The 23654-nt window shown below is 62.6% G+C and carries 19 protein-coding genes and 1 tRNA gene; 12 read left to right on the forward strand and 8 right to left on the reverse strand.

The features are described 5' to 3' along the window. Positions 1-321 precede the first annotated feature (321 nt). The gene (locus tag L867_RS24755; RefSeq protein ID WP_051438857.1) at positions 322-1836 is read left to right on the forward strand and encodes a globin-coupled sensor protein; all 1515 of its coding nucleotides are present in this window, start codon (positions 322-324) and stop codon (positions 1834-1836) included. A 72-nt stretch (positions 1837-1908) separates the two neighbouring features. On the opposite strand, the gene L867_RS0106835 is transcribed toward L867_RS24755, so the two are convergent. Next, complete coding sequence (locus tag L867_RS0106835) at positions 1909-2325, reverse strand: DUF3830 family protein (RefSeq protein ID WP_028736182.1); 417 nt, start codon at positions 2323-2325, stop codon at positions 1909-1911. Positions 2326-2327: 2 nt separating this feature from the next. Beyond that, entirely contained in the window at positions 2328-2807 is a 480-nt protein-coding gene (gene smpB / locus L867_RS0106840; RefSeq protein ID WP_028736183.1) for an SsrA-binding protein SmpB, read from the reverse strand. 473 nt (positions 2808-3280) lie between these two features. Here smpB and L867_RS24760 point away from each other — a divergent pair, with 473 nt between their 5' ends. Then, positions 3281-3688, forward strand: coding sequence for a winged helix-turn-helix transcriptional regulator (locus L867_RS24760; protein WP_037172827.1), 408 nt, complete (start codon positions 3281-3283; stop codon positions 3686-3688). Between the two features lie 115 nt (positions 3689-3803). After that, positions 3804-4871 carry an alkene reductase gene (locus tag L867_RS0106850; RefSeq protein ID WP_028736184.1) on the forward strand — a complete coding sequence of 356 codons (1068 nt, stop codon included), beginning with the start codon at positions 3804-3806 and terminating at the stop codon, positions 4869-4871. 513 nt (positions 4872-5384) lie between these two features. Here the strand turns inward: L867_RS0106850 and dapA are convergent. Further along, positions 5385-6269, reverse strand: a complete 885-nt coding sequence (gene dapA / locus L867_RS0106855) for a 4-hydroxy-tetrahydrodipicolinate synthase (protein ID WP_028736185.1) — start codon at positions 6267-6269, stop codon at positions 5385-5387. 222 nt (positions 6270-6491) lie between these two features. Between dapA and L867_RS0106860 the strand changes: the two genes are divergently transcribed. Beyond that, on the forward strand, positions 6492-8558 hold the full coding sequence (locus L867_RS0106860) for a lytic transglycosylase domain-containing protein (protein WP_028736186.1): 2067 nt from the start codon (positions 6492-6494) through the stop codon (positions 8556-8558). Positions 8559-8636: 78 nt separating this feature from the next. Beyond that, positions 8637-9521, forward strand: a complete 885-nt coding sequence (locus tag L867_RS0106865; protein ID WP_028736187.1) for an alpha/beta fold hydrolase — start codon at positions 8637-8639, stop codon at positions 9519-9521. 152 nt (positions 9522-9673) lie between these two features. Here the strand turns inward: L867_RS0106865 and L867_RS0106870 are convergent, their stop codons facing one another. After that, positions 9674-10699: a porin gene (locus L867_RS0106870; RefSeq protein WP_028736188.1), complete on the reverse strand. Its 1026-nt coding sequence runs from the start codon at positions 10697-10699 to the stop codon at positions 9674-9676. 646 nt (positions 10700-11345) lie between these two features. Between L867_RS0106870 and L867_RS0106875 the strand changes: the two genes are divergently transcribed. The 4 genes from L867_RS0106875 to L867_RS26365 all read left to right on the forward strand — a co-directional run bounded on the left by L867_RS0106875 (position 11346) and on the right by L867_RS26365 (position 16219). After that, positions 11346-11436, forward strand: a tRNA-Ser gene (locus tag L867_RS0106875). A gap of 218 nt (positions 11437-11654) precedes the next feature. Further along, positions 11655-12689, forward strand: a complete 1035-nt coding sequence (locus L867_RS0106880; RefSeq protein WP_028736189.1) for a porin — start codon at positions 11655-11657, stop codon at positions 12687-12689. Positions 12690-12968: 279 nt separating this feature from the next. After that, a complete protein-coding gene (locus L867_RS0106885; RefSeq protein WP_028736190.1) occupies positions 12969-13898 on the forward strand; it encodes a tyrosine-type recombinase/integrase in 930 nt (309 codons plus the stop codon). Between the two features lie 482 nt (positions 13899-14380). Then, complete coding sequence (locus tag L867_RS26365; protein WP_051438858.1) at positions 14381-16219, forward strand: methyl-accepting chemotaxis protein; 1839 nt, start codon at positions 14381-14383, stop codon at positions 16217-16219. 13 nt (positions 16220-16232) lie between these two features. On the opposite strand, the gene L867_RS0106895 is transcribed toward L867_RS26365, so the two are convergent. Together L867_RS0106895 and L867_RS0106900 are read right to left on the reverse strand one after the other, a co-directional pair. Beyond that, the gene (locus L867_RS0106895; RefSeq protein ID WP_028736191.1) at positions 16233-17450 is read right to left on the reverse strand and encodes an NAD(P)/FAD-dependent oxidoreductase; all 1218 of its coding nucleotides are present in this window, start codon (positions 17448-17450) and stop codon (positions 16233-16235) included. Positions 17451-17643: 193 nt separating this feature from the next. Further along, positions 17644-18084 carry a glyoxalase superfamily protein gene (locus L867_RS0106900; protein ID WP_028736192.1) on the reverse strand — a complete coding sequence of 147 codons (441 nt, stop codon included), beginning with the start codon at positions 18082-18084 and terminating at the stop codon, positions 17644-17646. A gap of 336 nt (positions 18085-18420) precedes the next feature. On the opposite strand from L867_RS0106900, the gene L867_RS0106910 reads away from it, so the two are divergent. Continuing rightward, positions 18421-18768, forward strand: coding sequence for a hypothetical protein (locus L867_RS0106910; protein WP_028736194.1), 348 nt, complete (start codon positions 18421-18423; stop codon positions 18766-18768). Between the two features lie 81 nt (positions 18769-18849). Here L867_RS0106910 and L867_RS0106915 read toward each other — a convergent pair whose 3' ends face one another. Together L867_RS0106915 and L867_RS0106920 are read right to left on the reverse strand one after the other, a co-directional pair. After that, complete coding sequence (locus L867_RS0106915) at positions 18850-19302, reverse strand: baeRF12 domain-containing protein (RefSeq protein WP_028736195.1); 453 nt, start codon at positions 19300-19302, stop codon at positions 18850-18852. A 97-nt stretch (positions 19303-19399) separates the two neighbouring features. Further along, positions 19400-20950 carry a right-handed parallel beta-helix repeat-containing protein gene (locus L867_RS0106920; RefSeq protein WP_028736196.1) on the reverse strand — a complete coding sequence of 517 codons (1551 nt, stop codon included), beginning with the start codon at positions 20948-20950 and terminating at the stop codon, positions 19400-19402. A gap of 248 nt (positions 20951-21198) precedes the next feature. Between L867_RS0106920 and L867_RS0106925 the strand changes: the two genes are divergently transcribed. Next, on the forward strand, positions 21199-21582 hold the full coding sequence (locus L867_RS0106925) for a PilZ domain-containing protein (RefSeq protein WP_028736197.1): 384 nt from the start codon (positions 21199-21201) through the stop codon (positions 21580-21582). Between the two features lie 611 nt (positions 21583-22193). Continuing rightward, positions 22194-23648 (forward strand): multicopper oxidase family protein, encoded by a 1455-nt coding sequence (locus tag L867_RS0106935; protein WP_028736198.1) that lies wholly within the window; start codon positions 22194-22196, stop codon positions 23646-23648. Positions 23649-23654 lie beyond the last annotated feature (6 nt).

Genomic DNA, 23654 nt, shown 5'->3' on the forward strand with positions numbered 1-23654 from the left:
CGCGCCAGACCGGGGCTGAATGACGGGCGGCAAAAACGTCCGGAGATCCTCGCAACCACTTGAAATTGCTTGCGCTTATCCGGCGCCGCGACGCAATGCCCCTCCGGTCTGGATCCCTGTCGCACGGCTGATAGCCATGACCGGCAAATACGTCAAATCGCCATAGATTTGACTATTATCATTCTCTTCATCAATTTACGTCTAATACTTCATTCTTCATTAATCGCGTCCGCGATGGTCATCTCCACGACGGTTTACAGTCGTTCGGGGGCGGAATATCTGCACAACAATTCTGCCCCCATATTTTTATAGGTTATAGCAATGCCCGGTCTTCAACGCTCCGTTTCCCAGCTCAACGATCGCCTTCATTTCCTCGGTCTCGACGCCGAAGAGCGGACGCGCCTCGGCAGCCTTCAGCCGCTGATCAAGACGGCCATCGGCCCGGCGCTCGACGATTTCTACGCGCGCGCCAAGTCGCATCCCGAAACGGCGCGCTTCTTCGCCAGCGATGCCCACATCGCCCATGCCAAGCAGAAGCAGGAGGCCCATTGGGCGCTGATCAGTTCCGGCAAGCTGGACAATCATTATGTCGAAGCGGTCTCCGCCATCGGTCGCACCCATGCGCGCCTCGGCCTGGAGCCGCGCTGGTACATCGGCGGCTACGCGCTGGTGCTCGAAGGGATCATGGAGGGGGTGATCGCCGACGAGATGCAGGGCTTCATGCAGGGACGCAAGGCCAAGCGTCTGGCGCAGAACCTGACCACCATCATGAAAGCCGCCATGCTGGACATGGACTATTCGATCTCGGTTTACCTTGATGCGCTGGCCGAAGAGCGGCAGCGGGCGGAGGAAGAGCGTCATCGGCTGGAGCAGGAGCAGGAAGTCGCGCTCGAAGCCCTCGACGCAGCCCTTGGCCGGCTGTGCACCGGCGACCTGACGGCGACGATCGACAAGGACCTCGCGCCGAAGTTCGACAATCTGCGCAACAATTTCAATTCGGCGGTCAACGCGCTGGCCGCAGCCTTTTCGGACATCTATGCCGAGGCCTCGCGCACGGCGTCCAACACCCGCGAACTGACCTCGGCCACCGACGAGATGGCCAAGCGCACGGAACAGCAGGCAGCCGCCCTTGAAGAAACGGCCGCCGCACTCGAACAGATTACCACGGTCGCGAAGCAGACGGCGCTGCGCACCCAGGAGGCACGCGAGGCGGTTGTCGCTTCCGCCGACGAGGCAGTCCGCTCCGGCAAGGTGGTCGATCAGGCAGTCGAAGCCATGGGCGACATCGAGACATCGTCGAAGAAGATCACCCACATCATCAGCGTGATCGACGAAATCTCCTTCCAGACCAATCTGCTGGCCCTCAATGCCGGCGTCGAGGCGGCGCGGGCCGGTGAAAGCGGACGCGGCTTTGCCGTGGTCGCCCAGGAGGTCCGCGAGCTTGCCCAGCGCTCTGCCGCTGCGGCCAAGGAGATCAAGACGCTGATCGACCGGGCTTCGCAGGATGTGGCGCGTGGCGTGTCGCTCGTTCACAAGACGGGAGAGGCGCTGAGCACGATCGGCCAGCAGGTGCACGCGATCAACGGCCATATCGCCGCGATCACCACCTCGTCGCAGGAGCAGTCGGCCGGCATCGGCGAAATCAATGCGGCGATCAACAGCATGGACCAGATGACCCAGCAGAATGCCGCCATGGTGGAGGAAACCAATGCCTCGACCCACGCGCTGCTGGAGGTCTCGCACCACTTGACGAACCTCGTCTCGCGCTTCACCGTATCGAAGGAAATCGCCATGCCGCGGCAGTCGCAGGACTACCGCCAGCACTACGCGGCCTGAACGGTCAGAAGCCTACAAGACTGAGTGCTGCGTTTCTGCGAAACAGACGGCCGCGCCTGAGGGCGCGGTTCGTCAAAGGGCTTCGAAACTGATCGGCTGGGCGCCCTGCCAGAGCACCATCTTGCCCATGGGCTCGAGATTTTCACGTCCGTCCACAACCGTAAGAACGTGATTCCCGGCAAGTGCGCCCATCTTGCTGGCAAAATGCGAGCTGCCATAGGCAAAGAGAAGCTCGGTTTCGCTAAAGCCGCCCGGATAGAGAAGGATATCGCCGCGCGACGGGTGGCAGGTGTGGTTTTCGAAGCCGGCACCGAATTGGAAATCGCCGAGCGGCACCCAGACCGCCTCCCCGCTCCAGCGCGAATGGATCGTCTGATTGCGGAACGGCAGGAAGCTCCTGAAGATCCGGCAGGTTTCCGGCGCCTTCTCGATCTCGAAACGCGCGGTGAAGACGAACGGACCGACGCTGACCTTCAGCAGTTCCGACATGCTCAGCCGCCCGTCTTGAGCAGCCTGGACTTCTGCCGGTTCCAGTCGCGTTCCTTTTCCGTCTCGCGCTTGTCGTGCAGCTTCTTGCCCTTGGCGAGCGCCAGTTCGAGCTTGGCGCGGCCCTTCTCGTTGAAATAGATCTTGAGCGGGACCAGCGTCATGCCCTCGCGATTGATCGCCTGGCGCAGACGGTTGATCTCGCGCTTGTTGAGCAAAAGCTTGCGGCGACGGCGCGGCTCGTGATTGAAGCGGTTGGCCTGCAGATATTCCGGCAGATGCGAATTGATCAGCCAGATCTCGTCACCCTCGTCCGAGGCATAGGACTCGGCGATGTTCGCCTTGCCTTCGCGCAACGCCTTGACCTCCGTGCCGGTCAGGGCAAGACCGGCCTCGTAGGTATCGATGATCTCGTAGTTGAAGCGGGCCTTGCGGTTTTCCGCGACAATCTTGTTGACGGTGCGCTGGCTGCCTCTGGGGGCCATGGTGATGATCCGATCCGCCCGGAATGCTTGTTGTTGGCCGGGCGGCGGGCATCCGTCCGGCTCTTGTCGTCGATATGTAATATAGCGCAGGCCGGAAATAAAGGCGGGTGGAGCACGGAGGGGGCGGATAGAACTGTCGCCGTACAAGGAGGGACATGTTGGGTCGCTATATCAGAATGGCGGATTGGCGCCTTCCATCCGGTCATTTTAGGTCTGCCGGACGTGTTCCAAAAGCGGTCGTCGCGGCCGCCGCAAAGCTACCTATTCTGCGACGTCGCAAGGATAAGGGAAGCAAGCGCCCATTTAAGCGAGAGTTTTGCGACAGGCGTACCGCTTTGCATTTCAATCAGATGGCTAGCTGCACCCGGCTGAAGTTTGGGTTGAGGGCGGCGCCTCGGAAATACAAGTATACACAGGCTACCTGTGCGCATAAGGGTATCGACGTTGAATGGATTGTAAAGGTGCGCACCGTCATGGAATTGAATCCGATTTGCTTCTCATCGGACTGCCCTAGCAGGACACTCTTCGACCAGATCGCCGATAAATGGTCGATGATGATACTGGCGGTTCTGTCGGACGGTCCTCATCGGTTCAACCTGATACGTAAGCGGTTGGAAGGTGTCAGCCAGAAGGCCCTAACACAGTGTCTACGCAGACTGGAGCGCAACGGTCTCATCACTCGGCGCGTCGTGTCCGTATCCCCAGTGGCTGTGGAGTATGAGATCACCAAGCTGGGCCACACACTGCAAAAGCCGTTCGGCGAACTCCACCGATGGACGCTGGACAAGCTGCCAGAGGTCAATGCAGCACGCGAAGCCTTCGACGCCCGACGATCAGATGACAGTTTCAGCGGTATTCAGTTGGGAAAACGTGCTGACTGAGTCGAAGCGAGACAGCGACCAGGTATCCTCAAGCCTACCAAGGCGATTTAAGGTGCCTGATTGACAGTAAGTCTACATCGTATACCTAGGCGTCCAGATCAACTGGAGCGTCAAAATGACTGAGTTAAAATTGCTGACCCCGCTGAAGACCGACACGTTCGAATTCAAGAACCGCGTCTTCATGGCCCCGATGACAAGGGCGAGGTCACCAGACCACGTGGCGAACGATCTGACCGCCCTCTACTACGCTCAACGCGCCACCGCTGGCCTGATCATCTCAGAGGGGACGCAGATCAGCGAACAAGCGATCGGCTGGATGAATACGCCTGGAATCCACACCACCAAGCAGATCGAGGGATGGCGAAAGGTCACCCGGGCCGTGCATGACGCCGGGGGCCTCATCTTCGCCCAGTTGTGGCATACGGGCCGCGCGTCTCATCCGGACTTTCATGGCGGAGCCTTGCCTGTCGCGCCTTCGGCAGTGCCCTTCAAAAGCCAGGCCTTCACGCTTGAGGGACCAAAGCCGTCCGTCACCCCCCGGGCTCTGACCCTCGACGAGATCCAGAGTACGATTATGGACTACGAGGCCGCCGCACATGCGGCCAAGGCCGCTGGTTTCGATGGCGTTGAGGTGCATGGCGCCAACGGCTATCTGCCGGCTCAATTCCTCGAAGACGGTTCCAACAAGAGAACGGACGCCTATGGCGGCCCTGTCGAAAACCGCGCCCGCTTTCTGCTCGAAGCAATCGACGCTGCAATCCGGGTCTTTGGGGCTTCCCGTGTTTCCGTCAGGCTCTCGCCCCGGATCCCGTACAACGACATGGGCGATAGCGACCTGGAGGGCACCTATATGTTCGCCGTCGAGGCTCTCGAAGCGAGGAAGGTGGGCATTCTTCACTTCATGGAACCGGCGCAGCTTCCTGAGGGCCTCAAGCTGCTGGCGCCCGAGGCGAGAAAGCGGTTCTCTGGCTTGTTTGTCGTGAACGTTGGATATGACCGGGAAAGTGGCGAGCGGGCGATAGCGACCAATCTGGCGGACGCGGTGACGTTCGGAACGCTCTTCATCAGCAACCCGGACCTGCCCGAACGCTTCCGTCAAAACGCCGCCTTGGCACCGTCCGACCCGTCTAGCTACTACGTGGGCGACGAGCGAGGCTACACGGACTACCCATCGCTCGGTTGAGGTCTCTCAGGCCAGGCTTCAGACGCCACCCCGTCGCTCACTCCATGACGGATAGAGTGACGGGAGGGCCGTGGGAGGAGTTCCTGATCGTCTGGATCGTAACTGGCGGCTGCAAAGTAGTTCAAGCGTTCCTGGGGCGAGTAGAGGTCGCCGATGCGGTCCATATCCCGGAGGCCATGATTGTTCCGCTCGGCGTTTTTTGCAGGTGCGCTCTCAGTTTGGGGAAGGCCATTTCAGTGACCACCGACGCCCGATGCCGCAATGGCCGAACTCGGACAAGGCACCAGAGCCTTCGATGTCCGCTCTAGCCTTTGACACGCCAACATCAGACAGTCCCCTCACGGCCCCAAATCGGACATCCATCGCGTGCGGGGCAAATGTCCCCTGGTGGCCAAGGGACCCATCGCGGTAGGAAGCACCGACAAACGCCTTGATGCGTTACGGGGCGGCCGTTCCTCCTGTCCCTTGCCTGTTATCCAACAAAAAAGGCCGGGTCGCCCCGGCCTCCCATACTCAATTCACCAGCCCCGCATGCCTCAGTGCCGAGTCGATCGCTGCCTCTGTCGAAGCTTCGAGCGTCGGCAGAAGCGGCAGGCGCACCGTGCGGCTCATCCGGCCGAGACGGTTCAGGGCATATTTTGCGCCGCAAAGACCCGGTTCCATGAAGATCGCCTTGTGCAGCGGCATCAGGCGGTCCTGATAGCCGAGCGCCGTCTTGTAGTCGCCGGCCAGGGTCGCCGCCTGGAACTCGGCACAGAGCTTCGGCGCGACATTGGCCGTCACCGAAATGCAGCCGACGCCGCCATGGGCGTTGAAGCCGAGAGCGGTCGCATCCTCGCCGGAAAGCTGGATGAAGTCGTTGCCGCAGGTGATGCGCTGGTCCGAAACGCGCTCGAGCTTGCCGGTCGCATCCTTGACGCCGACGATATTCTTGTGCGCCCTGGCGAGCAGACCCATGGTCTCGGGGCTCATGTCGACGACGGAACGGCCGGGGATATTGTAGATGAAGATCGGCAGTGCCACGGCCTCGGCGATCGCCGCAAAGTGGGCGACAAGGCCCTTTTGCGTCGGCTTGTTATAATAGGGCGTGACGACGAGCAGCGCGGCGGCACCGACCTTCTCGGCATGCTGGGCAAGCTCGATCGCTTCCTTGGTATTGTTGGATCCGGCGCCGGCGATCACGGGAACGCGTTTGTTCGCCACCTCGACGCACAGCTCGACCACCCGTTTGTGCTCGGCATGGGAAAGCGTCGGCGATTCACCGGTGGTGCCGACCGGCACCAGGCCGCTCGAACCCTCAGCGATCTGCCACTCCACATGGGCGGCAAAGGCTTTCTCGTCGACCGCACCGGTTTCGGTGAAGGGTGTGACGAGGGCGGGAATGGATCCCTGGAACATGCAACAAAACTCCTCAGGGCCGGCATCCATGCTTCGGCCGTATTCCTTGGCTACAACGCGCGCACATTACTTTGCCGACAGGGGCGCGACAAGCCGACTATCCGGGCTTTTCTATCGGTTTCCCGTCCCTTCAAAACACGCATTTTTGCTTTCCCGGTAAGGTTTCGTTAATCTCGCGAATGACTAATGGAGGGTATGCGCATTTTCCAGCGGGCAATCGAGATGAGGACATCCATTCTCCGGGCATCCGTTTTCGGGTTGATGCTGGCGGCGCTGCTGGGCGCCGCGGCGCGCGGAGCGACCGATGTCGTGCCCGTGCCCTCACCCAAGCCGCAGATGCCGTCGGCCGCCATTGCCCCGCCGCCATCGCTGGAAGTCACCGGCGCCATACCGCGCACCGCCCGCGTCAATCCCGCAAGCCCCTTGCTCAAGGCGGGTCTCGACGCGCTGTCCAACAAGAATGCCGCCGAGGCGCTGGCCATCCGCAACCGCATGCCGGGCGGTCTCGACCGCCACATGCTGACCTGGTCGATCGCGGTGTCGGGCATGCGCGACATCCCGTCGTCGGAAATCGCCGGCGCCCAGCGCGAACTCAAGGGCTGGCCGGGGCTTTCCGCTTTCCGCGCCAATAGCGAGCGGGCGCTCTACCGTGAAGATCCGCCGGCCTTGGACGTCATCGCCGCCTTCGGCCAGACCGCGCCTGAAACCGCCGAGGGCGCGATCATCCTCGCCCGCGCGTTGAGCGCCACCGGCGACAGGGACCGCGCTGCCAAGGTGCTGCGCAAGCTGTGGCGCGAAAACGCGCTCGACACCGGCATGGAGGACCGCATTCTCGGCGAGTTCTCCAGCCTGTTTTCGGCCGGCGATCACAAAGCCCGCATGGACTACCTGCTCTATCGCGGACGCGCGGCGCAGGCGAAACGCTTCTCCTCACTCGGCGAAGCACAGTCGCTCTACAATGCCTGGGCAGCAGTGCTGGCCAAGTCTTCGAAATCGGCGGCCCTGCTTTCGGCTGTCGATCCGCGCTGGCAGTCAGATCCCGCTTTTGTCTTCGCCCGCGTCGAGCACCTGCGCCGGCAGGACAAGTATGAAGAGGCGGCGAAGCTGATCGCCAAGGCGCCGAACGATCCGGTGAAACTGGTCAATACCGGCGAATGGTGGAACGAACAGCGCATCGTCGCCCGGGGCCTCGCCGATCAGGGCAAGTTCAAGGCCGCCTACCAGGTCGCCGCCCGGCATTTCGCCACCAGCCCTGTCGATGTGGCGGATGCCGAATTCCATGCCGGCTGGTACGCATTGCGGGGGCTCAAGAATCCCGACATGGCGGCCGGCCATTTCCGCAAAATCCTGCAGGTGTCCGACAAGCCGCTATCGGCATCGCGCGCCTGGTACTGGCTGGGTCGCGCCGCGGAAGCGAACGGTGACGGCAAGGCGCCGGAATATTTCACCAACGCGTCGCGCTTCGCCAGCACCTTTTATGGTCAGCTTTCCGCGGCCCGGCTCAAGCGCGACGGGCTCGACATGCCCTATCCCGCGCCGACCGCTGAGGATCGCCAGAGCTTTGCCACGCGCGAGGCCGTGCAGGCCATTGCCCGCTTCGAGGCGGCCGGACACGGCTGGCGCGCCGCAAGTCTCTATCGGGCGCTGGCCGAGCAGCTCGACCGTCCGGGCGAACTGGCGCTTCTGACGGCCAAGGCGGAACAGTCCGGCGACCACCACCTGTCGCTGCAGATCGGCAAGATCGCGTTTTCCCGCGGCATCAACGTGCCGGCGCTTGCCTTCCCGATCGGCGTGATCCCGGCCAATGCCAATATTGGCGGCTCGGGCAAGGCGCTGGCCTATGCGATCGCCCGCCAGGAAAGCGCCTTCAACCCGGCCGCGGTGTCGCCGGCCGACGCGCGCGGCCTGCTGCAGCTCATGCCCGGCACGGCCAAGGCCGTCGCCGTGCGCCATGGCCTTGCCTTCTCCAAGGAGAAGCTGACGACCGATGCCGGCTATAATGCGACGCTTGGGGCGCACTATCTCGGCGAACAGATCGACGCCTTCGGCGGATCCTATATCCTCACCTTCATCGCCTATAATGCCGGCCCGAAGCGCGTGCCGGAATGGATCGCCCGCTATGGCGACCCGCGCGGCAAGCCGATCGACGAGGTGGTCGACTGGATCGAGCGCATCCCCTTCCCCGAGACCCGCAACTACGTCCAGCGCGTCACGGAAAACTACCAGATCTACAAGAGCCGGCTCGGCCAGAAGGCGGATATCGTCGCCGACCTGCGTTACGGGCGGTGACCATGTGGTCGGCTCCGTCTTTGGCGGCGCCGAAAAACAGGCTACACCTACCCTCCGGCACGCAAACGGGAGGCAGGGATGTCAGCGGACTATCATCAGGGTTTCAACGACCGCTCCATCGAGACATCCGACGGTCTCGCGCTTCACGTCCGCATCTACGGCGAACACCTGCCCGGCCAGCCGGTCGTCTGCCTGCCGGGCTTGACGCGCAATTCGCGCGACTTTCACCAGCTTGCGCTGATCCTGTCCCAGTCCGCCAATCCATCGAAAGTGGTCACCATCGATTCGCGCGGCCGGGGGCTGTCGGACCGGGACCCTGACAAGAGCCGCTACACGCTGGCGGTCGAAGCGCTGGACGTCATCGCCGTCCTCGATGCGCTGGCGATCGACCGGGCCGCCTTCATCGGCACCTCGCGCGGCGGGCTGATCCTGCATTTGCTGGCCGTCAGCCACCCCGAACGCCTTGCCGCTGTGGTGCTCAACGACATCGGGCCGGTGATCGAGGTGGGGGGTCTGAAGCAGATCCAGGCCTATCTCGGGCGGGAGCGGCAACCGAAGGACTTTGACGAAGCGGCTCTCCTCCTCAAGCAGGTCCACGGACCCGGCTTTCCTGCCCTTGCCGCGCAAGACTGGCGCGACATGGCGGATGCCATCTACCGCGAGATCGACGGCAAGATCGTCGCGGATTTCGATTCCGCGATCGCCGAGCAGTTCCGCGCTGCGGATCTCGAGCAACCGCTCCCGGATCTGTGGGCGAGTTTCGAGGCCTTCGCCGGCGTGCCATTGATGGCGATCCGCGGCGAGACGTCCCGCCTGCTGTCGGCGGAGACCCTGGCGGAGATGGGAGGGCGGCATCCAGCCCTGGCGTCTATGACGGCTACGGGACAGGGACACGCCCCCGTGCTGCATCTCGACGGTATTGCAGAGCGCATTCTGGAGTTCATCGCTCCCCTCCGCGGCTGAACGAGCGCGCCAACCTGCCTGACATCATCGTTTCGGAAAGGAGAGACTGGTCCGTCGGACCTGTCGGCCGCGATCATTGCGAATGTCACGGTCCAAAACGGAAAAAGCCCGGCTTTGCAGCCGGGCTTTCCCTATAAGATCCGGAGATCCTATTAGAACGAGCGGGTCAGACGAACGAAGCCGTTCCATTCGCCGTCAGCGCCGTCAGCGTCGAAGTAGTCGACGGTAGCCGAAGCCTTCAGGCCTTCTGCGAGCTGGTATTCAGCAAGCAGGCCAGCGCCCCATGCGTCGTCGCCGTCTACGAAGGCAACATCGCCCCAGTAGCTGACCGACGGGGTGATGGTGAGCTTGTCGGTTGCCTTGAAGGCATAAGCTGCACCAACGGTCCACTCAGAGAAAGTAGCGTAAACCGAAGCGCCGGTCGCATATGCGCCGTACAGTTCGAAGGTGCCCGGGCCAACGTCAGCCGAGACGTAACCAGAGAGAGCGCCTTCTTCGGAGCCGAAGTCGTAAACGCCGTAAGCGGTGACGGTGGCTACGCCGAGGGTAGCCGAAGCCATTGCCTGAACGCCAACTTCTTCGCCGGCGTAGTAGTCGGAGAGGTCGTTGATGCCGAGGCCAGCCGAGAAGGCGTCAGACGAATAGGTGTAGCTTGCGAGGTGGAACAGGGTTTCGTTCGCGAAAGCATCGGTTTCGCCAGCGATACCAACGTCATCCCACCACGACAGGGCGTAACCAACCTTGAAACCACCGACGGTGATGTAGGCCTGTTCAACGATCGCGCCGTTGCCCGAAGCAGCATCCGGGTCGAATTCGGTCGTGTTAGCCTGGAGACGGATGTAGGAACCGATGGTGCCGATTTCCGAATCGTTCTTGGCTTCGAAGGTCACGCGAGCGCGAACTTCGGTATCCCAATCTTCAGCGTCCACGGCGCCAGCAGCGTCATTGTCATTGTCGTCATATGCATCGCCGAACTGAAGCGTTGCACGAACTTCGCCGCCGATCTTGAGGCAGGTTTCGGTGCCGGGGATGTAGAAGTAGCCGGTGCCGAAAGCGTCGCAAACGCGAACGTATTCCATCGGCTCGGGTTCAGCTGCAACGATAGCGTCAGCAGCCTGTGCGCCGGATACTACAGCGAGAGCTGCAGCGGAGCCGAGAAGAAGGCTCTTGATGTTCATTATTGACCTCCAGTCAAGTTTCGTATGGGTCTGGGTTCTTTGGCTGAAGGACAGCATTCCCTGCCCCATCCCCGTCGGTTTTCAGAAGACGGACGATCCACCGCCTCGCTTCCGAGATTGAAAATACAAAACGCCGCGCGTCATGCAATCACCAAACCATCGAAAGCATGGAATCCCACCCCCCTTCCCAAAACCCTGTTGCTGAAAGGACACAAACCGGGCCGGGAACCGGGCCGTTCATTTACCTATTGTTAAGAAAATCCTTTCGAAAAAGGCACTTAGCAGGGACGGAGCGCATGGAGCGGGCGCTTGCAGGGCCGCATTTATCCCGAAACGGCACAGCCGACTCGGGAGCATTCGGCCTGTTTGCAGGGGATGTGGGATGTTTTACCGGAAAGCGGCGGCGGCCAGATTCGCCCGCCTCGGTGGCCTCACCCGGCGAAATCGCCCTTCCGCCTGGCTCCGCGATCCGAGATTCGTGCCGTTTTGCAGAATCACCTGAGATTCGCCGGCTTGTCGGCGACCCGCTTCAACGGGCTCGGAGCACCCTATATATAGAGTGAGGCAGGAAACGGCCCGTGGAAAACGTCAAGTGCCGTGAAAAGGCCTTGCATTCGGCCAACCAAGCAAATAATCAGGCCGGACCGGAGAGGTGGCCGAGTGGTCGAAGGCGCTCCCCTGCTAAGGGAGTATACGTCAAAAGCGTATCGAGGGTTCGAATCCCTTCCTCTCCGCCACTTTCCCTTGTCGGATACCTTCTCCAAAGAATCACCCTCTGCGCCTGCGTCGCCGGCCGGCCGTTTCGCCGATCCGCTGCCGGTTCGGCGGTGTCGCATGATGCGCAGTCTTCGGCCGCGCGCCGGCGCACCAACAAAAATCCACCATCCATCTGAATTTACTGACTCTTTCCAAAAACCTTCCGTGACCGTCAGTGATAATTGACTGGAGGTCAATAATGAACATCAAGAGCCTTCTTCTCGGCTCCGCTGCAGCTCTCGCTGTAGTATCCGGCGCACAGGCTGCTGACGCTATCGTTGCAGCTGAACCCGAGCCGATGGAATACGTTCGCGTTTGCGACGCTTTCGGCACCGGCTACTTCTACATCCCCGGCACCGAAACCTGCCTCAAGATCAGCGGTTACGTTCGTGCGCAGCTCGACTGGCAGAATGTTCAGGACGACGCTGACGGCGAAGACTTTGACTGGAATGCCCGTACCCGCGCCAAGCTGAATTTCGAAGCCAAGAACGACTCCGAGATCGGCACGATCGGCTCCTACATCGCGATCCGCACCTGGGCCGATGAAGACTATGACGGCGGCTCCCTCGAGATCGACGAAGCCTACATCACTGCCGCCGGCTTCAAGGTCGGTTACATGTATAACTACTGGGACAACGACCTGTCCGGCGAGACCGACGACCTCGGCTCGAACCGCATCAACTCGGTAGGTTACGAATACGCTTCCGACGCATTCTCGGCGGGTGTCTTCATCGACGAACTGAGCACCAACTACAGCGGCGAATATGACGTCCACGGCGACAACGACAGCGTAGGTGTCGAAGCCCAGGTTTCCGCCACCTTCGGCGCGATCACCGGCGAACTGCTCGGCTCGTACGACTTTGCAGCTGAAAACGGTGCCGTTCGCGCCAAGCTGCTTGCTGAAGTCGGCCCGGGAACCGTTGGCCTTGCAGCAATCTACTCCACCGGCGCAAACGCTTACTACGACGTTTCCGAATGGACCGTCGCCGCCGAGTACGCCATCAAGCTGAACGACAAGTTCAGCCTGACCCCCGGCGCGCAGTACTGGTTCAACTACGGTCTCGTTTCGGCCGACGAGTTCGACGAAAGCAACGACGCCTGGAAGGCCGGTCTGACCCTCGACTACAAGATCGCGGAAGGCCTGACCACCAAGGTTTCGGTTCAGTACTTCGACGAAGATGCAGCCGACGACGGCGTCTGGGATGGCTTCGTCCGTCTGCAGCGTTCGTTCTGATCCAACAGGATCGATCTCGACAGGAGGTCCGGCCTTAAGGCCGGACCTCACTCCGCAAGCCGGGTCGTTCCGGCGAAGCGCTTTGTATCACGGCAGGCATAATGGCTTTGGTGACGGCTTAGACGGCTGTTGCCGATATGATACTCTTTATCCCGAATTCCGCATGTTCCCCCGCTGCGCGTAATTTCGTTCTATACTTTTTATAGATCATAACTATCTTGAGGTCTGACGGGTGCCGAAGGCGCACCCGATCGCTAATGAGGCATGTGCGTGAACCCTATGGAAGCGAATACTCTCCAGACACTCGGCGGCAACGGCCAAGTGCCGGTCTATTCGGTTCACTACCAGTACAATTCGACGAACAAATTCGCCGAGGTGCGGGAAACATCGCTTCAGGCGCTTTTCGAAAAATACGGCGACATCCTGTGGCTCAACGGCAGCCACAAATACAACGTCACCAACTTCATCGGAGAGTTGCACGACCTCTTGGATTTCCCCAAATTCTCCACGTTCTCCCAGGAGATGCTGGACGCTTTGATTGGTAAATTGCGCAAGCGCGGTAACAGCAATGCCACCATCAACCGAAAGATGGCGGCCTTAAGCAAACTACTGCGAAAGGCGAACAAGATGGGTGACGTTTACAGCTTACCCGAATTCAAGCGACAGAAGGAGAACGCCGGGCGTATCCGCTTCCTCGACCATGACGAAGAAAGCGCCCTGTTCTCCCAGATCCGGTCCCATTCGGACCTTTACTCCCGCTTCTGCATCTTCCTGGTGGATACCGGGGCCCGCCTCAGCGAAGGGCTCGACCTTCGATGGGGCGATCTTACCGACACGAGGGCCACCTTCTGGGTGACCAAATCCGGCCGCAGTCGTTCCGTGCCGCTCACCCGCCGTGCGGCATTGGCAATCGCGGCCTCCGACCGGCGCAAGCCGGGCCCCTTCAGCGACATCGACCAACAGCGTTTCCGCACCGCCTGGCACCAGGCCAAGGAAGTCGTCGGTCTCGGCCACGACAAGGATGTCGTGCCGCATATCCTGCGCCACACCTGTGCGTCCCGCCTCGTCCAGGGCGGGATCGACATCCGCCGCGTCCAGATGTGGCTTGGCCACCAGACATTGTCGATGACCATGCGCTACGCCCACCTGGCGTCGCACGACCTCGAAATGTGCGTACCGATCCTGGAGCGCGCAAGCGCCGGCCGGTAACGCAAGGGCCCGCCCCTGCCGTCCGCAGCCAACAGACCTGCGGCCCGCCAACCCCTCCCAGACACGCCGGCCCCCATTTTTGGGGGCCGGCGTGTTTTCACAACGAGCGAACTGCCGTCAGAAGCCTGCCGGCAACCGAGCCAATACCTCGCGCGGCATTATGCATTTCCGGCGAGCCGCATACGTTACGTCCGATTCCAAGCCCGCGCGTCCCATCCCATTCCCAAACCCGGAAATGATTCGACCTGCCGGTCGCATCGACTGCCTCTGCGCGGTCGTGAGCCCGCACTCCCCTCCCGAAGCGTCCGCCGCCACCGCGCGAAATCGGCTCCGCAGCGTTTCAAATGGCCTCAAACCGCGACGAAAGGATCGGTAGGCCGGTGCGCTGCTTTCCGCTTAATCATGATGACTGAAATCCGTGCGGCGGACGCTTTTGTCCGGGAGGGATGGTTCGTCGCGCCGGTTTGTCACGGGGGAGTGGCATGAGGATCTTGAAGGGCCGGGGCGCAACGCGCCTTTCGACGGTCGCGCCGACGCTGATGCTTGCGGGAGCATCCTTTCTCGGCGCTGTCTTGTGGGCATATGTGCCGCCGCTTGCCTATCGGCTGGGAATGCCGGTGCTGGCCGGGCAAGCGGCTGCGGCCGTGGTGATCCTGCTCGCCGCCGCGGCGTTCGTGCAGCCTGCCAGACGGTTTGCCGGCGGCGGCGCGGCGTCACTGGACGGGATTGCCTCGACCCTGATCGAAACCGCCGCCCAAGCCACCGAAATGGAGATGCTGGCGCTCGCCCAGCACAGCCTCGACAACAACCTGCAGATCCTGCAGACCGAGCTTCGCCAGCGGGGCGATCCCCAGGTGCGCGACGGCGCGCTCTATTATGGTGACACGCGCATCAACGACGACATCGCCATCGTCGATGCCGTGCGCGAAAAGGCCGGCGGCACGGCCACCATATTTCTCGGGGACCTGCGGATCGCGACGAACGTCACCAAGCCGGACGGCAGCCGTGCCGTCGGCACACGGCTAACCGCCGAGACCGTGATCGAGACGGTACTGCGCCAGGGCAAGGCTTTCCGTGGCGAGGCCGAGATCCTCGGCGAGGCCTATTATACGATCTACGAGCCCATTCTCAGCGACGGCCGGGTGGTCGGCATCCTCTATGTCGGCCTACGCAAGGCCGAATTCGCCGCCCGCCACGGGGAAGACGAAGGCGAGACAGGCGGCGCCGGCGGAGCCAGAGCGATCAGCCGGGCGCTGGCCGCGCTCGAGCGGTCCGCCCGGACGCAAGGGGAGATGGCGCGGGCGGCGATCGTCCAGCGGCAGGAGGCGGAGGATCTGCGCCGTCAGCACGAAGCGCGACGCCAGGCGCAGGCCGCCGAGCAGCGCCGTGTGGTGGAGGACCTTTCCGCCGCGCTCGAACAACTGGCGCAGGGCGACCTGACCCGACCGATCGCCACGCCCTTCCCGCCCGACTACGAATCGCTGCGCGTGAACTACAATAGCGCCTTAAAACGCCTGCACGACGCCATCGCCGACATTTCCGGCGGCGTCAGCAGCCTGCGCGAGGGATCGAACGGCATCAGCAGCGCCGCCGACCAGCTCGCCCATCGCACCGAACAGCAGGCGGCCAGCCTGGAAGAGACGGCCGCCGCGCTCAACGAGATCACCGCGACCGTGCAGGCGACCTCGGCCGGCGCCAGCAAGGCCAGGGAAACGGTCCGGAACACCCATGCCGATGTGGAGCGAAGCGGCCGGACCATGAGCCAGACGGTGACCGCAATGGAGCGCATCGAGGCTTCGGCCCGCCAGATGGAGCAGATCATCAGCGTCATCGACGAAATCGCCTTCCAGACCAATCTGCTCGCCCTCAATGCGGGCGTCGAGGCGGCACGGGCGGGCGAATCGGGACGCGGATTTGCCGTGGTGGCGCAGGAGGTGCGGGCGCTGGCCCAGCGTGCCGCCGACGCCGCCCGGGAAATCCGCCAGCTGATCTCCGGCTCGAACGAGCAGGTGGCCCTGGGCGCGAGCCTCGTCAACCAGACGGGCGAGGCCTTGAGCAAGGTGGTGGGCCAGGTCGGCGAGATCGCCCGGCTCATTTCCGAAATCGCCAGCTCGGCCGTCGAACAGGCCAACGGCCTGGAGGAGGTCAACGGCGCCGTCAACCAGATGGACCAGTTCACCCAGCAGAATGCCGTGATGGTCGAGGAGAGCAATGCCGCAAGCCATGCGATCCGCATGGAAGCCGACCGGTTGAACAACAAGGTCTCGGTCTTCAAGGTCCAGTCGCAGCCCTCTTCGTCCAAGGATACGGCGGCCGCCTGATTGTCGGCGAAACCTAAGCGAGCAAGAGCTTCAGCTCGCTGCCGGGGTCGGCGATCAGCGCGCGGTCGGGGGTGCGGCCCATCTCCAGCAGCTTCTTTCCGGTCACATAGGCCTTGGCATCGTTGATCGCATCGACGGCGATGAATTCGCCCTTGGCGAAGTACCAGATCGACAGGCTGCCCTCGCGCCCGCCGGGGCGCACCACCGTGTCGTCATAGCCGAGGTTGAAGCCGGCGATCTGCAGCTTGACGTCATACTGGTCGGACCAGAACCACGGTTTTGGCCGATAGGGCTCGATGCCGCCGGCCATGGCGGCGGCGGCGGCTTCCGCCTGGTCGACGGCGTTCTGCACCGATTCGAGGCGAATCTTCTGGCCCTTCCAGTCGAACACGGCGCAGTCGCCCATGGCATAGACCGACGGATCGGATGTGAGGCCGAAGGCATCGACGATGATGCCGCCGGCGGTCTCGATGCCGGCGCGCGCGGCCAGCCCGTCATTGGCATTGACGCCGATGCCGGCGATCACGATGTCAACGTCGATGCGGGATCCGTCCGACAGTTCGGCCGCGACGACCCGGCCGTCTTCGCCGATCAGCCGACCAAGCCCGGTCTTTTCGCGGATGACGACGCCGTGGCCGGTGTGGATGGCGCGCATGGCGTCGGCGGTTTCCTTCGCCGCGACCCGGGCCAGAATGCGGTCGGCCATCTCGATCACGGTGACGTCCAGCCCGAGATGGCGGGCGACGGCCGCAGCCTCGAGGCCGATATAGCCGCCGCCGACGATCAGCAAACGCCGGCCCGGCTTCATCTCGACGGCCAGGCGGTCGGCATCGGCCCTGTCGCGCACCGTGTAGACGCCCTGAAGATTGCCGCCGATCGCATCCGGCAGGCGCCTCGGCGTCGCGCCGGTGGCGATCGCCAGCGTTTCATAGGCGATGGTCGAGCCGTCGAACAGGCGTACCGTCTTTTTGGCGCGATCTATGTCCTCGACGGGGGTCGACAGGCGAATCTCGACATCGTTTTCGCCATACCAGGCCTCGGGGCGGAACAGCAGACGATCGAAGCTCATCTCGCCCAACAGGTATTTCTTCGACAGCGGCGGCCGCTGGTAGGGATAGCAATCCTCCGCGCCGAGAATGGTGATCGGCCGCGCGTCCTTCAGGCCGCGCAGTTTTGCCGCCAGTGCAAAGGCCGCCTGCCCTGCCCCGATGATGACCAGTCTGCCTGTCACGTGAAGCTCCCGATGCCGGTTCTGGAAGGTCGCGTGATCGCCGCTTCGGGCCGCGCGATAAGGAAGGCCAAGGGGTAGCGCGCCGATACGGGCCCGTCAAGCAGGACGCGGATCTGCCGAAGACAGCGCCATCGTTCCGGCAGCAAACGGCCCGGCCGGCACATGAGGTGTGCAGGCCGGGCCGGGTATCGGGTCAGAGGTCGAGCACCAGATGTGGCCGACCGTTGGAGGTATGACGGGGCGAGACGCCCTTTGCGTCGATCGTCGCGGTGACGCGCTGGCGGAAGGCCGAGAAGCTGTCGAAGGTGACGACATCGACCGGATCGTCGAAATGCAGCGTGATGGCATAGTAGCTGCTCTGCGACAGCCGCGACAGGGCAAGCACCTTTCCGCGAAAGCGCTGGCCGAGATATTCGCCGGAAACGACCGCACCGACGGCAACGGGGGCCGGTTCGGCATTGTCGCTGCGGGCGGCGAGCGCCGAGATGGTGTTCCAGTCACGCGCACCGTGGCTCTTCGCCACCAGTTCGAGTGCCGCGCTATGGGTGACGGGCGTGCCGCCGCCGGACATGGCGTCGCGCAGGCGCCGGGCCTGGGATTTCAGTTCGTCAATCGTCAGTGTGGCCATGGACATGGCAAACCTCTTTTCTCATGGCATGCGAAAAGATCGAAGGGAGCCCGCATTGCCCCCATCGCGCATGCGCGAAAAAGGGTTTCATTCCATGCTTCAGGAGGACTTCACCAAGGGCATATCACCCGCGGGCGGCCGGCGCCTCGAACCGGGATCACATATGGAAAGCGAAAGGGCTCCTGTCAAGTCGGCCGTACCGGGCGTCGTGGGGGTTGCAGCCATCGGTCAGCCGCTGCGACCGGCGGCCGCACAAGACTTGATTTTTATCGATAACGTTCAGGAAACGTCAGGGAAGTTGCGCTAAATTGGGACCCTAAAAACAATATCGGGGAGGGTGCAATGCCCCTGCAGGCCATACCGGACGCAAAACAGAACATTCCGCAGGACAGGGTCTACGAGAAGTTCACCATCGATCGCCCCGGCAAGATCATCTTCGTCGGCCGTCATCTCAGCACCAAGAACAATCTGCGCTGCCTCATCCATTCGATTTCGCTCTACGGCGCCGAACTTGAGGTCAGTCCGCATGTGCCCGTCCCGAGCAACTTCTTCCTGGAGATCCTCGGCATTCACGACGAGATCGGCTGCACGCTGATCCGGCGCGAAGAGGAAAAGGTCACGGTCGGCTTCAACATGCTGATCGATGCGGAGTTCCTGCACCACGTCGTGCGGCTTTCCTTCGAACTCTGAGGCCCGCCGACCTCCAAAGCCTGCAAGACGGACAAGAGGCCTCCGGCATTCGCGCCGGAGGCCTCTTGTCTGTCTGGTTGTCTATTTCAGCGCGGCCAGATGCTTCTCGATCTCGGACACGGTCAGCTTCACCAGGTCCTTGTCGATTTCGGCGCGGATAATGCCTTCCGGCAGGGAGGTGAGTTCGGCGCGCAGGAGACCCAGAGCCTTCGGCGGGGCAATCAGGATCATCGCCTTGATCTCGTGCGATTCCACCAGTTTCTCGACCTTCCTGGCGACATCCTTCAGGAAGTCGCCCTCGGCCTGCTCGTGCCAGTCAGTGTCCTCCATGGCGCTGCGAGCCGTGCCTTGCGACTGATACACGCGGCCGGGCCGGTCGGAGCCCATGTCTCGGCTTGCCTCGTCGGGCTGGGATTGGTGGTCGACGACCGTGAGGTTGACGAGACCGGCATCGCCATCGTTGCGCAGGAAGAGTGCCTTTGCACCGTCGCAGACGATCACCCAGGACTTGTGGCCAATATTGAAACGGCTCATGACTTTCTCCCTTTTTGCGAGGCAATTCCGCCTCTGTTTTGATAGTAGGCCTGTCGGACCGCCCGTTCAAGGCGAGCCACTCGCCTTTGGGTCGCAGTCACGGTGCGGCAGAAAGCCTCGCCACCGTCGGCGCATCGAGCGGATGGCGGTCGACCGCGGTTCCGCCGTCAATTGGGCGCCCGGCCTCGGAAATGCCGTCGCCGTTTGCGTCGGCAAAGCCCTCCGCTGTTTCGTCGAAATCGTCGTAGCGATTGCCAAGGGCACCGTCGTCCCATCGGTTCGAGGCGGGAACGAGGCCTTTCAGCATGGCGCCGAGCATCGCCTCGCGCACCGACCGGTTGGCGCGCAACTGCTGCTTGACCGGCTCGGGATAGGGCAGGCTGTCGATTACGCCGGACAGGTCATCGACCGTCAGCCGGCGGCCGGACGAGTCGAAGGCGTTGACGCCGTTCCCCGCCATGTCGTTCAGCGTCAGCAGATTGTCGGCCGAAGGCGTGGCAAGCGGATTGCCGCCGCCGATGCGGATGCCGTGCGCCTTGTTGTCCGCCACCGTGTTGCGGTTGATGCGGCTGGCGTTGGAACCGACGAGAAAGATGCCGATCTCGTTTGCTGAGACCGTATTGGCGCGGATCTCGTTGCGGTCCGAGCCGCTCATGAAGATGCCGGCGCCGAGGTTGTCGAACACGCGATTGCGGGCAATCAGGCTGTCCTCGGTGCTGCACAGGATGTAGATGCCGCTGCCGATCGCCTCGCGGTCGATCACGCCGACACCGGAGAGGCCGAGGCTGGTTGCCACCGTCTTCTCCATCAGTTCCATCTGCGCGACATCATGCTTGCGCTCGATCCCGGTCGCGTGGACGACATTGTCCTCGATGGTCAGGCGACGGCTGTGCCACGTGGCGGTGATGCAGTAGCTGCCATTACCGCGAACCTCGTTTCGCGCAACGACAATGTCCTCGCTGCGCCGGGCCTTGGCATTGTCGGCGGCAATGCGCGCGACCGAAGCCGGATCGCCCAAGCTGGCGAAGGGCGAACGGCGCTCGGTATGCAGCACGTCGATGGAGACGCCGGTCTCGTTGCGCAGAATCGAGTTGCCGACGATGCGGTGCCTGCGGCCACCGAATATAGCGATGCCGTCGCGGGCATTGTCCTCGATCTGCGATTCCTCGATCGTGGAGCCGCGGCCGCCCAGCATCACGACGCCCCAGTCATTGCCGGCGAGATGCAGGTTGCTGAGCCTCGCGCCATCGGCCGCGACGGTCACGCCGGCACCGCCCCAGAAGAAGAAGGGATCGTCGCCCTTCCCCGAATGACGGATCTCGAGATCTTCGACCACCACGCCTTCGGCGCGGATCGTCAGCACAGAACCCCGGCCACCGCCATCAAGAACCGGCCGGTCCGCCCCCTGCCCCCGCCCACTGAGCGTCACCCTGTGTTCGACCAGGAAATTGCCCGTGTACGGCCCGCCGACGACCTCGATCGCGTCGCCGTCGCGGGCGCTCGACAGTGCATCCTGCAGGCCGTCGAAGGTTTCGCCCGTCGTGCCGTTGCGGATGGCGCCCGAAGCCGCAAGCGCGGCCGGTCCGCAAACCGCGCTGGCGAGCAGGCCCAGAACGGCAAGGAACAAACCCTTGTACGGCCGACGCATTGTGAAAATCCCCCATCTCCTGCCGCTCACCCTAGTTGGACGCCGAACCCTCAGCAATGATCGGGATCAATGAGCCAGGCGGCCCCGTCACGGGCACCGAGGGACCCGGCGCTGCGGCCTGAAACGCAATTTACCTTTGGAAAACGGATGATTCATAAAAACTTAGCGTCTTGATTGACCTCACCACAATGCTTTTGCTGCAGCCTCCCTTTCAAGAAACCGCCGCAAGGCGCAAGAAGGGGAATGCCATGCAGGATGGAACACATCTGGCGGCGGTAAGTTCGGAAATGTACGAGCGCAAATGGGAGCGGTTCTATGTCCGCCGCCCGGCACGCATCATGGCCGTCAGCCCGGGCTTGAGCGGCATCACCATGCGCAGCGGCGAAGTTGTGGACATCTCCCAGGGTGGGGCGGCGCTCGAGATCACCACGACGATCGGGCTGTCATCGCACTACTACATCCAGGTCATCGGGCTCGCCGACCGGATCGGCTGTGCCGAAGTCTATCGCAACGGCAGCCGTGTCGGGGTGAAGTTCATCTGCCCCATTCCCGAACACGTGCTTCATTCCATCGTGCGCGCCGACTTCATCATGGGCGAGAAGGTGCGGAAGCCGGCGCCCGCCTATCGCTAGCTAGGCACGTACCCGCCACGGCCTGCTTCTCCTCACCACCGTCCCACGAAATGTGCAGCGCCTGCAGAACGCCTCTTGACCTTCCCCCGATGGGAAGGTGCACTGTTTTTCTGATGACCTGGCTGACGGAGATCAATTCCGGCAGATTTGTAGGCGCTAGAGTTGGCGCCATCGGTGATGAGAGACGTGTATGAATTCGGCCCGTGGGATTCAGAACTGGTTGAGAGTGGTGGCGACCGCGCTGGCGATCGTGCTGGTCTTCGCCGCTGTCCAATCGCACGCCTCAACGGACCTGTGCGCCAGATCTGCTGAACTGGCGGACGCGCACCATCACAATCCTCATCAAGACTCGGGCCATCAGGATACGGATCACGGAGACTGTTGTCGCAGCGCGTGCGCTCTCTGCGTGGCGCCGATCCATGGTACCGGGACGATCCTGAAGACTGTTGCCCCGACCATTGCTGTCCTGTGGCGATCCAACCGGTTATCCGGGCAAGCTCCCTCTCCGGGATGGCACCCTCCCCGATCTGCTGGCTGACGAAAGCGCGCATCGCGCGGACTTCACCTGTCAACAGCATGGTCGTGAAGCGACCGGGATCGAGAGAGATATCATGTTTAGAAGAGATTTTCTGAAGACGCTCGCCGTCGGTGCGACGGCCCTTTCACCATTGGCGAGCGCAGTGGCAAGAGCCACCACAAGCACCAGCGAGCTGGTCATCGGCAAGCGCACGCTGGAGGTGAACGGCAAGCCGGCCTCCGTCTTCGGACTGACCAACCGAGCAGGCGGAGCCGGACTGGTTCTGGATGCCGACACAAGGTTCGACGTTCTCCTGAAAAACCAGAGTGGCGAGGAAACACTGATCCACTGGCACGGTCTGACGCCCCCCTGGAAGATGGACGGCGTGCCCGGCAATCCGTCGACCCTGCTGCCGCCGAACGAAACGCGGGCCTATGACTTTCCGGTCGGCAGGGGCGGAACCCACTGGATGCATGCCCACACTTTGCAGGAGCAGAACCTGCTCGCGGCGCCCCTGATCATCCGCACGGCCGAGGACCGGGCCCGCGACGAACAGGAGGTCGTGGTTCTCCTGCACGATTTCTCCTTCAAATCGCCAGAGGAACTGCTGGCCGGGCTCCAGTCCGGCGCGGGTGGCCACGCCATGCCCTCGGGCCATGGCGGCATGACATCGATGATGAACATGCATGGTGGGCACCAGATGGGCGGCGGAACGGCTGCGGGCATGCCGATGATGGCCATGCCAGCCATGGATCTCAACGATATCGAGTACGACGCCTATCTCGCGAATGACCGAACGCTCGACGATCCGGAGGTTGTCCGCGTCGAGCGCGGTGGACGCGTCAGGCTGCGCATCATCAATGGCGCGACGGCGACCGGGTTCACGATCGATACCGGGCCGATCGAAGGTGAACTCATCGCTGTCGATGGGCTGGACGTCGTGCCAGTCCGCGGGCGCCGGTTTCCTTTATCGATGGGTCAGCGTGCCGACATCCGACTGAACCTGCCGGCGGAGGAAGGAGCCTTTCCCATCCTTGCGCTTCGCGAGGGGGCGAGCGAGAGGACGGGGATCGTTCTGGCGACGCCGGCGGCGCGTGTCGAGAAGCTCGAAACATCGGGCGCCAACAAGGGACCGGTTCTGGACCTGTCGCTGGAGCAGAGGTTGCAGAGCCTCTCGCCCCTTCCGACACGTACTGCCGACCAGCGGTTCGAACTGATGCTCGGCGGCGACATGGCCACCTACAAATGGGGAATCACTGCCGACGGCCCGCTCGACATGGTCGAGGGCCAGCGGGTCCGGATTTCGATGCACAACATGTCGATGATGGCCCACCCCATGCATCTCCATGGCCATCATTTCCAGGTCGTGGCGATCAACGGAATGGCGCTCGACGGCGCCATGCGGGACACCGTGATGCTCCCGCCAATGGCACAGGTTGCGATCGAGTTCGACGCCGACAATCCGGGACGCTGGCCGCTGCACTGCCACCATCTCTATCACATGGCGACCGGCATGATGACCTTCGTCGACTATGGCAAGGCAGGGTGAGGAGGT

It is taken from the genome of Paenirhizobium selenitireducens ATCC BAA-1503, from assembly GCF_000518785.1.
Lineage (GTDB): Bacteria > Pseudomonadota > Alphaproteobacteria > Rhizobiales > Rhizobiaceae > Allorhizobium > Allorhizobium selenitireducens.

Excerpts from the sequence above, each read along its gene's own strand:
- L867_RS0106935 (WP_028736198.1), top strand. The coding sequence starts at position 22,194 with ATGTTTAGAAGAGATTTTCTGAAGACGCTCGCCGTCGGTGCGACGGCC.
- L867_RS0106900 (WP_028736192.1), bottom strand. The coding sequence starts at position 18,084 with ATGTCCATGGCCACACTGACGATTGACGAACTGAAATCCCAGGCCCGG.
- L867_RS0106850 (WP_028736184.1), top strand. The coding sequence starts at position 3,804 with ATGACTGAGTTAAAATTGCTGACCCCGCTGAAGACCGACACGTTCGAA.
- L867_RS24760 (WP_037172827.1), top strand. The coding sequence starts at position 3,281 with ATGGAATTGAATCCGATTTGCTTCTCATCGGACTGCCCTAGCAGGACA.
- L867_RS24755 (WP_051438857.1), top strand. The coding sequence starts at position 322 with ATGCCCGGTCTTCAACGCTCCGTTTCCCAGCTCAACGATCGCCTTCAT.
- L867_RS0106835 (WP_028736182.1), bottom strand. The coding sequence starts at position 2,325 with ATGTCGGAACTGCTGAAGGTCAGCGTCGGTCCGTTCGTCTTCACCGCG.
- L867_RS0106880 (WP_028736189.1), top strand. The coding sequence starts at position 11,655 with ATGAACATCAAGAGCCTTCTTCTCGGCTCCGCTGCAGCTCTCGCTGTA.
- L867_RS0106870 (WP_028736188.1), bottom strand. The coding sequence starts at position 10,699 with ATGAACATCAAGAGCCTTCTTCTCGGCTCCGCTGCAGCTCTCGCTGTA.
- L867_RS0106925 (WP_028736197.1), top strand. The coding sequence starts at position 21,199 with ATGCAGGATGGAACACATCTGGCGGCGGTAAGTTCGGAAATGTACGAG.
- L867_RS0106920 (WP_028736196.1), bottom strand. The coding sequence starts at position 20,950 with ATGCGTCGGCCGTACAAGGGTTTGTTCCTTGCCGTTCTGGGCCTGCTC.
- L867_RS0106910 (WP_028736194.1), top strand. The coding sequence starts at position 18,421 with ATGCCCCTGCAGGCCATACCGGACGCAAAACAGAACATTCCGCAGGAC.
- L867_RS26365 (WP_051438858.1), top strand. The coding sequence starts at position 14,381 with ATGAGGATCTTGAAGGGCCGGGGCGCAACGCGCCTTTCGACGGTCGCG.
- L867_RS0106915 (WP_028736195.1), bottom strand. The coding sequence starts at position 19,302 with ATGAGCCGTTTCAATATTGGCCACAAGTCCTGGGTGATCGTCTGCGAC.
- smpB (WP_028736183.1), bottom strand. The coding sequence starts at position 2,807 with ATGGCCCCCAGAGGCAGCCAGCGCACCGTCAACAAGATTGTCGCGGAA.
- dapA (WP_028736185.1), bottom strand. The coding sequence starts at position 6,269 with ATGTTCCAGGGATCCATTCCCGCCCTCGTCACACCCTTCACCGAAACC.
- L867_RS0106885 (WP_028736190.1), top strand. The coding sequence starts at position 12,969 with ATGGAAGCGAATACTCTCCAGACACTCGGCGGCAACGGCCAAGTGCCG.
- L867_RS0106860 (WP_028736186.1), top strand. The coding sequence starts at position 6,492 with ATGAGGACATCCATTCTCCGGGCATCCGTTTTCGGGTTGATGCTGGCG.
- L867_RS0106865 (WP_028736187.1), top strand. The coding sequence starts at position 8,637 with ATGTCAGCGGACTATCATCAGGGTTTCAACGACCGCTCCATCGAGACA.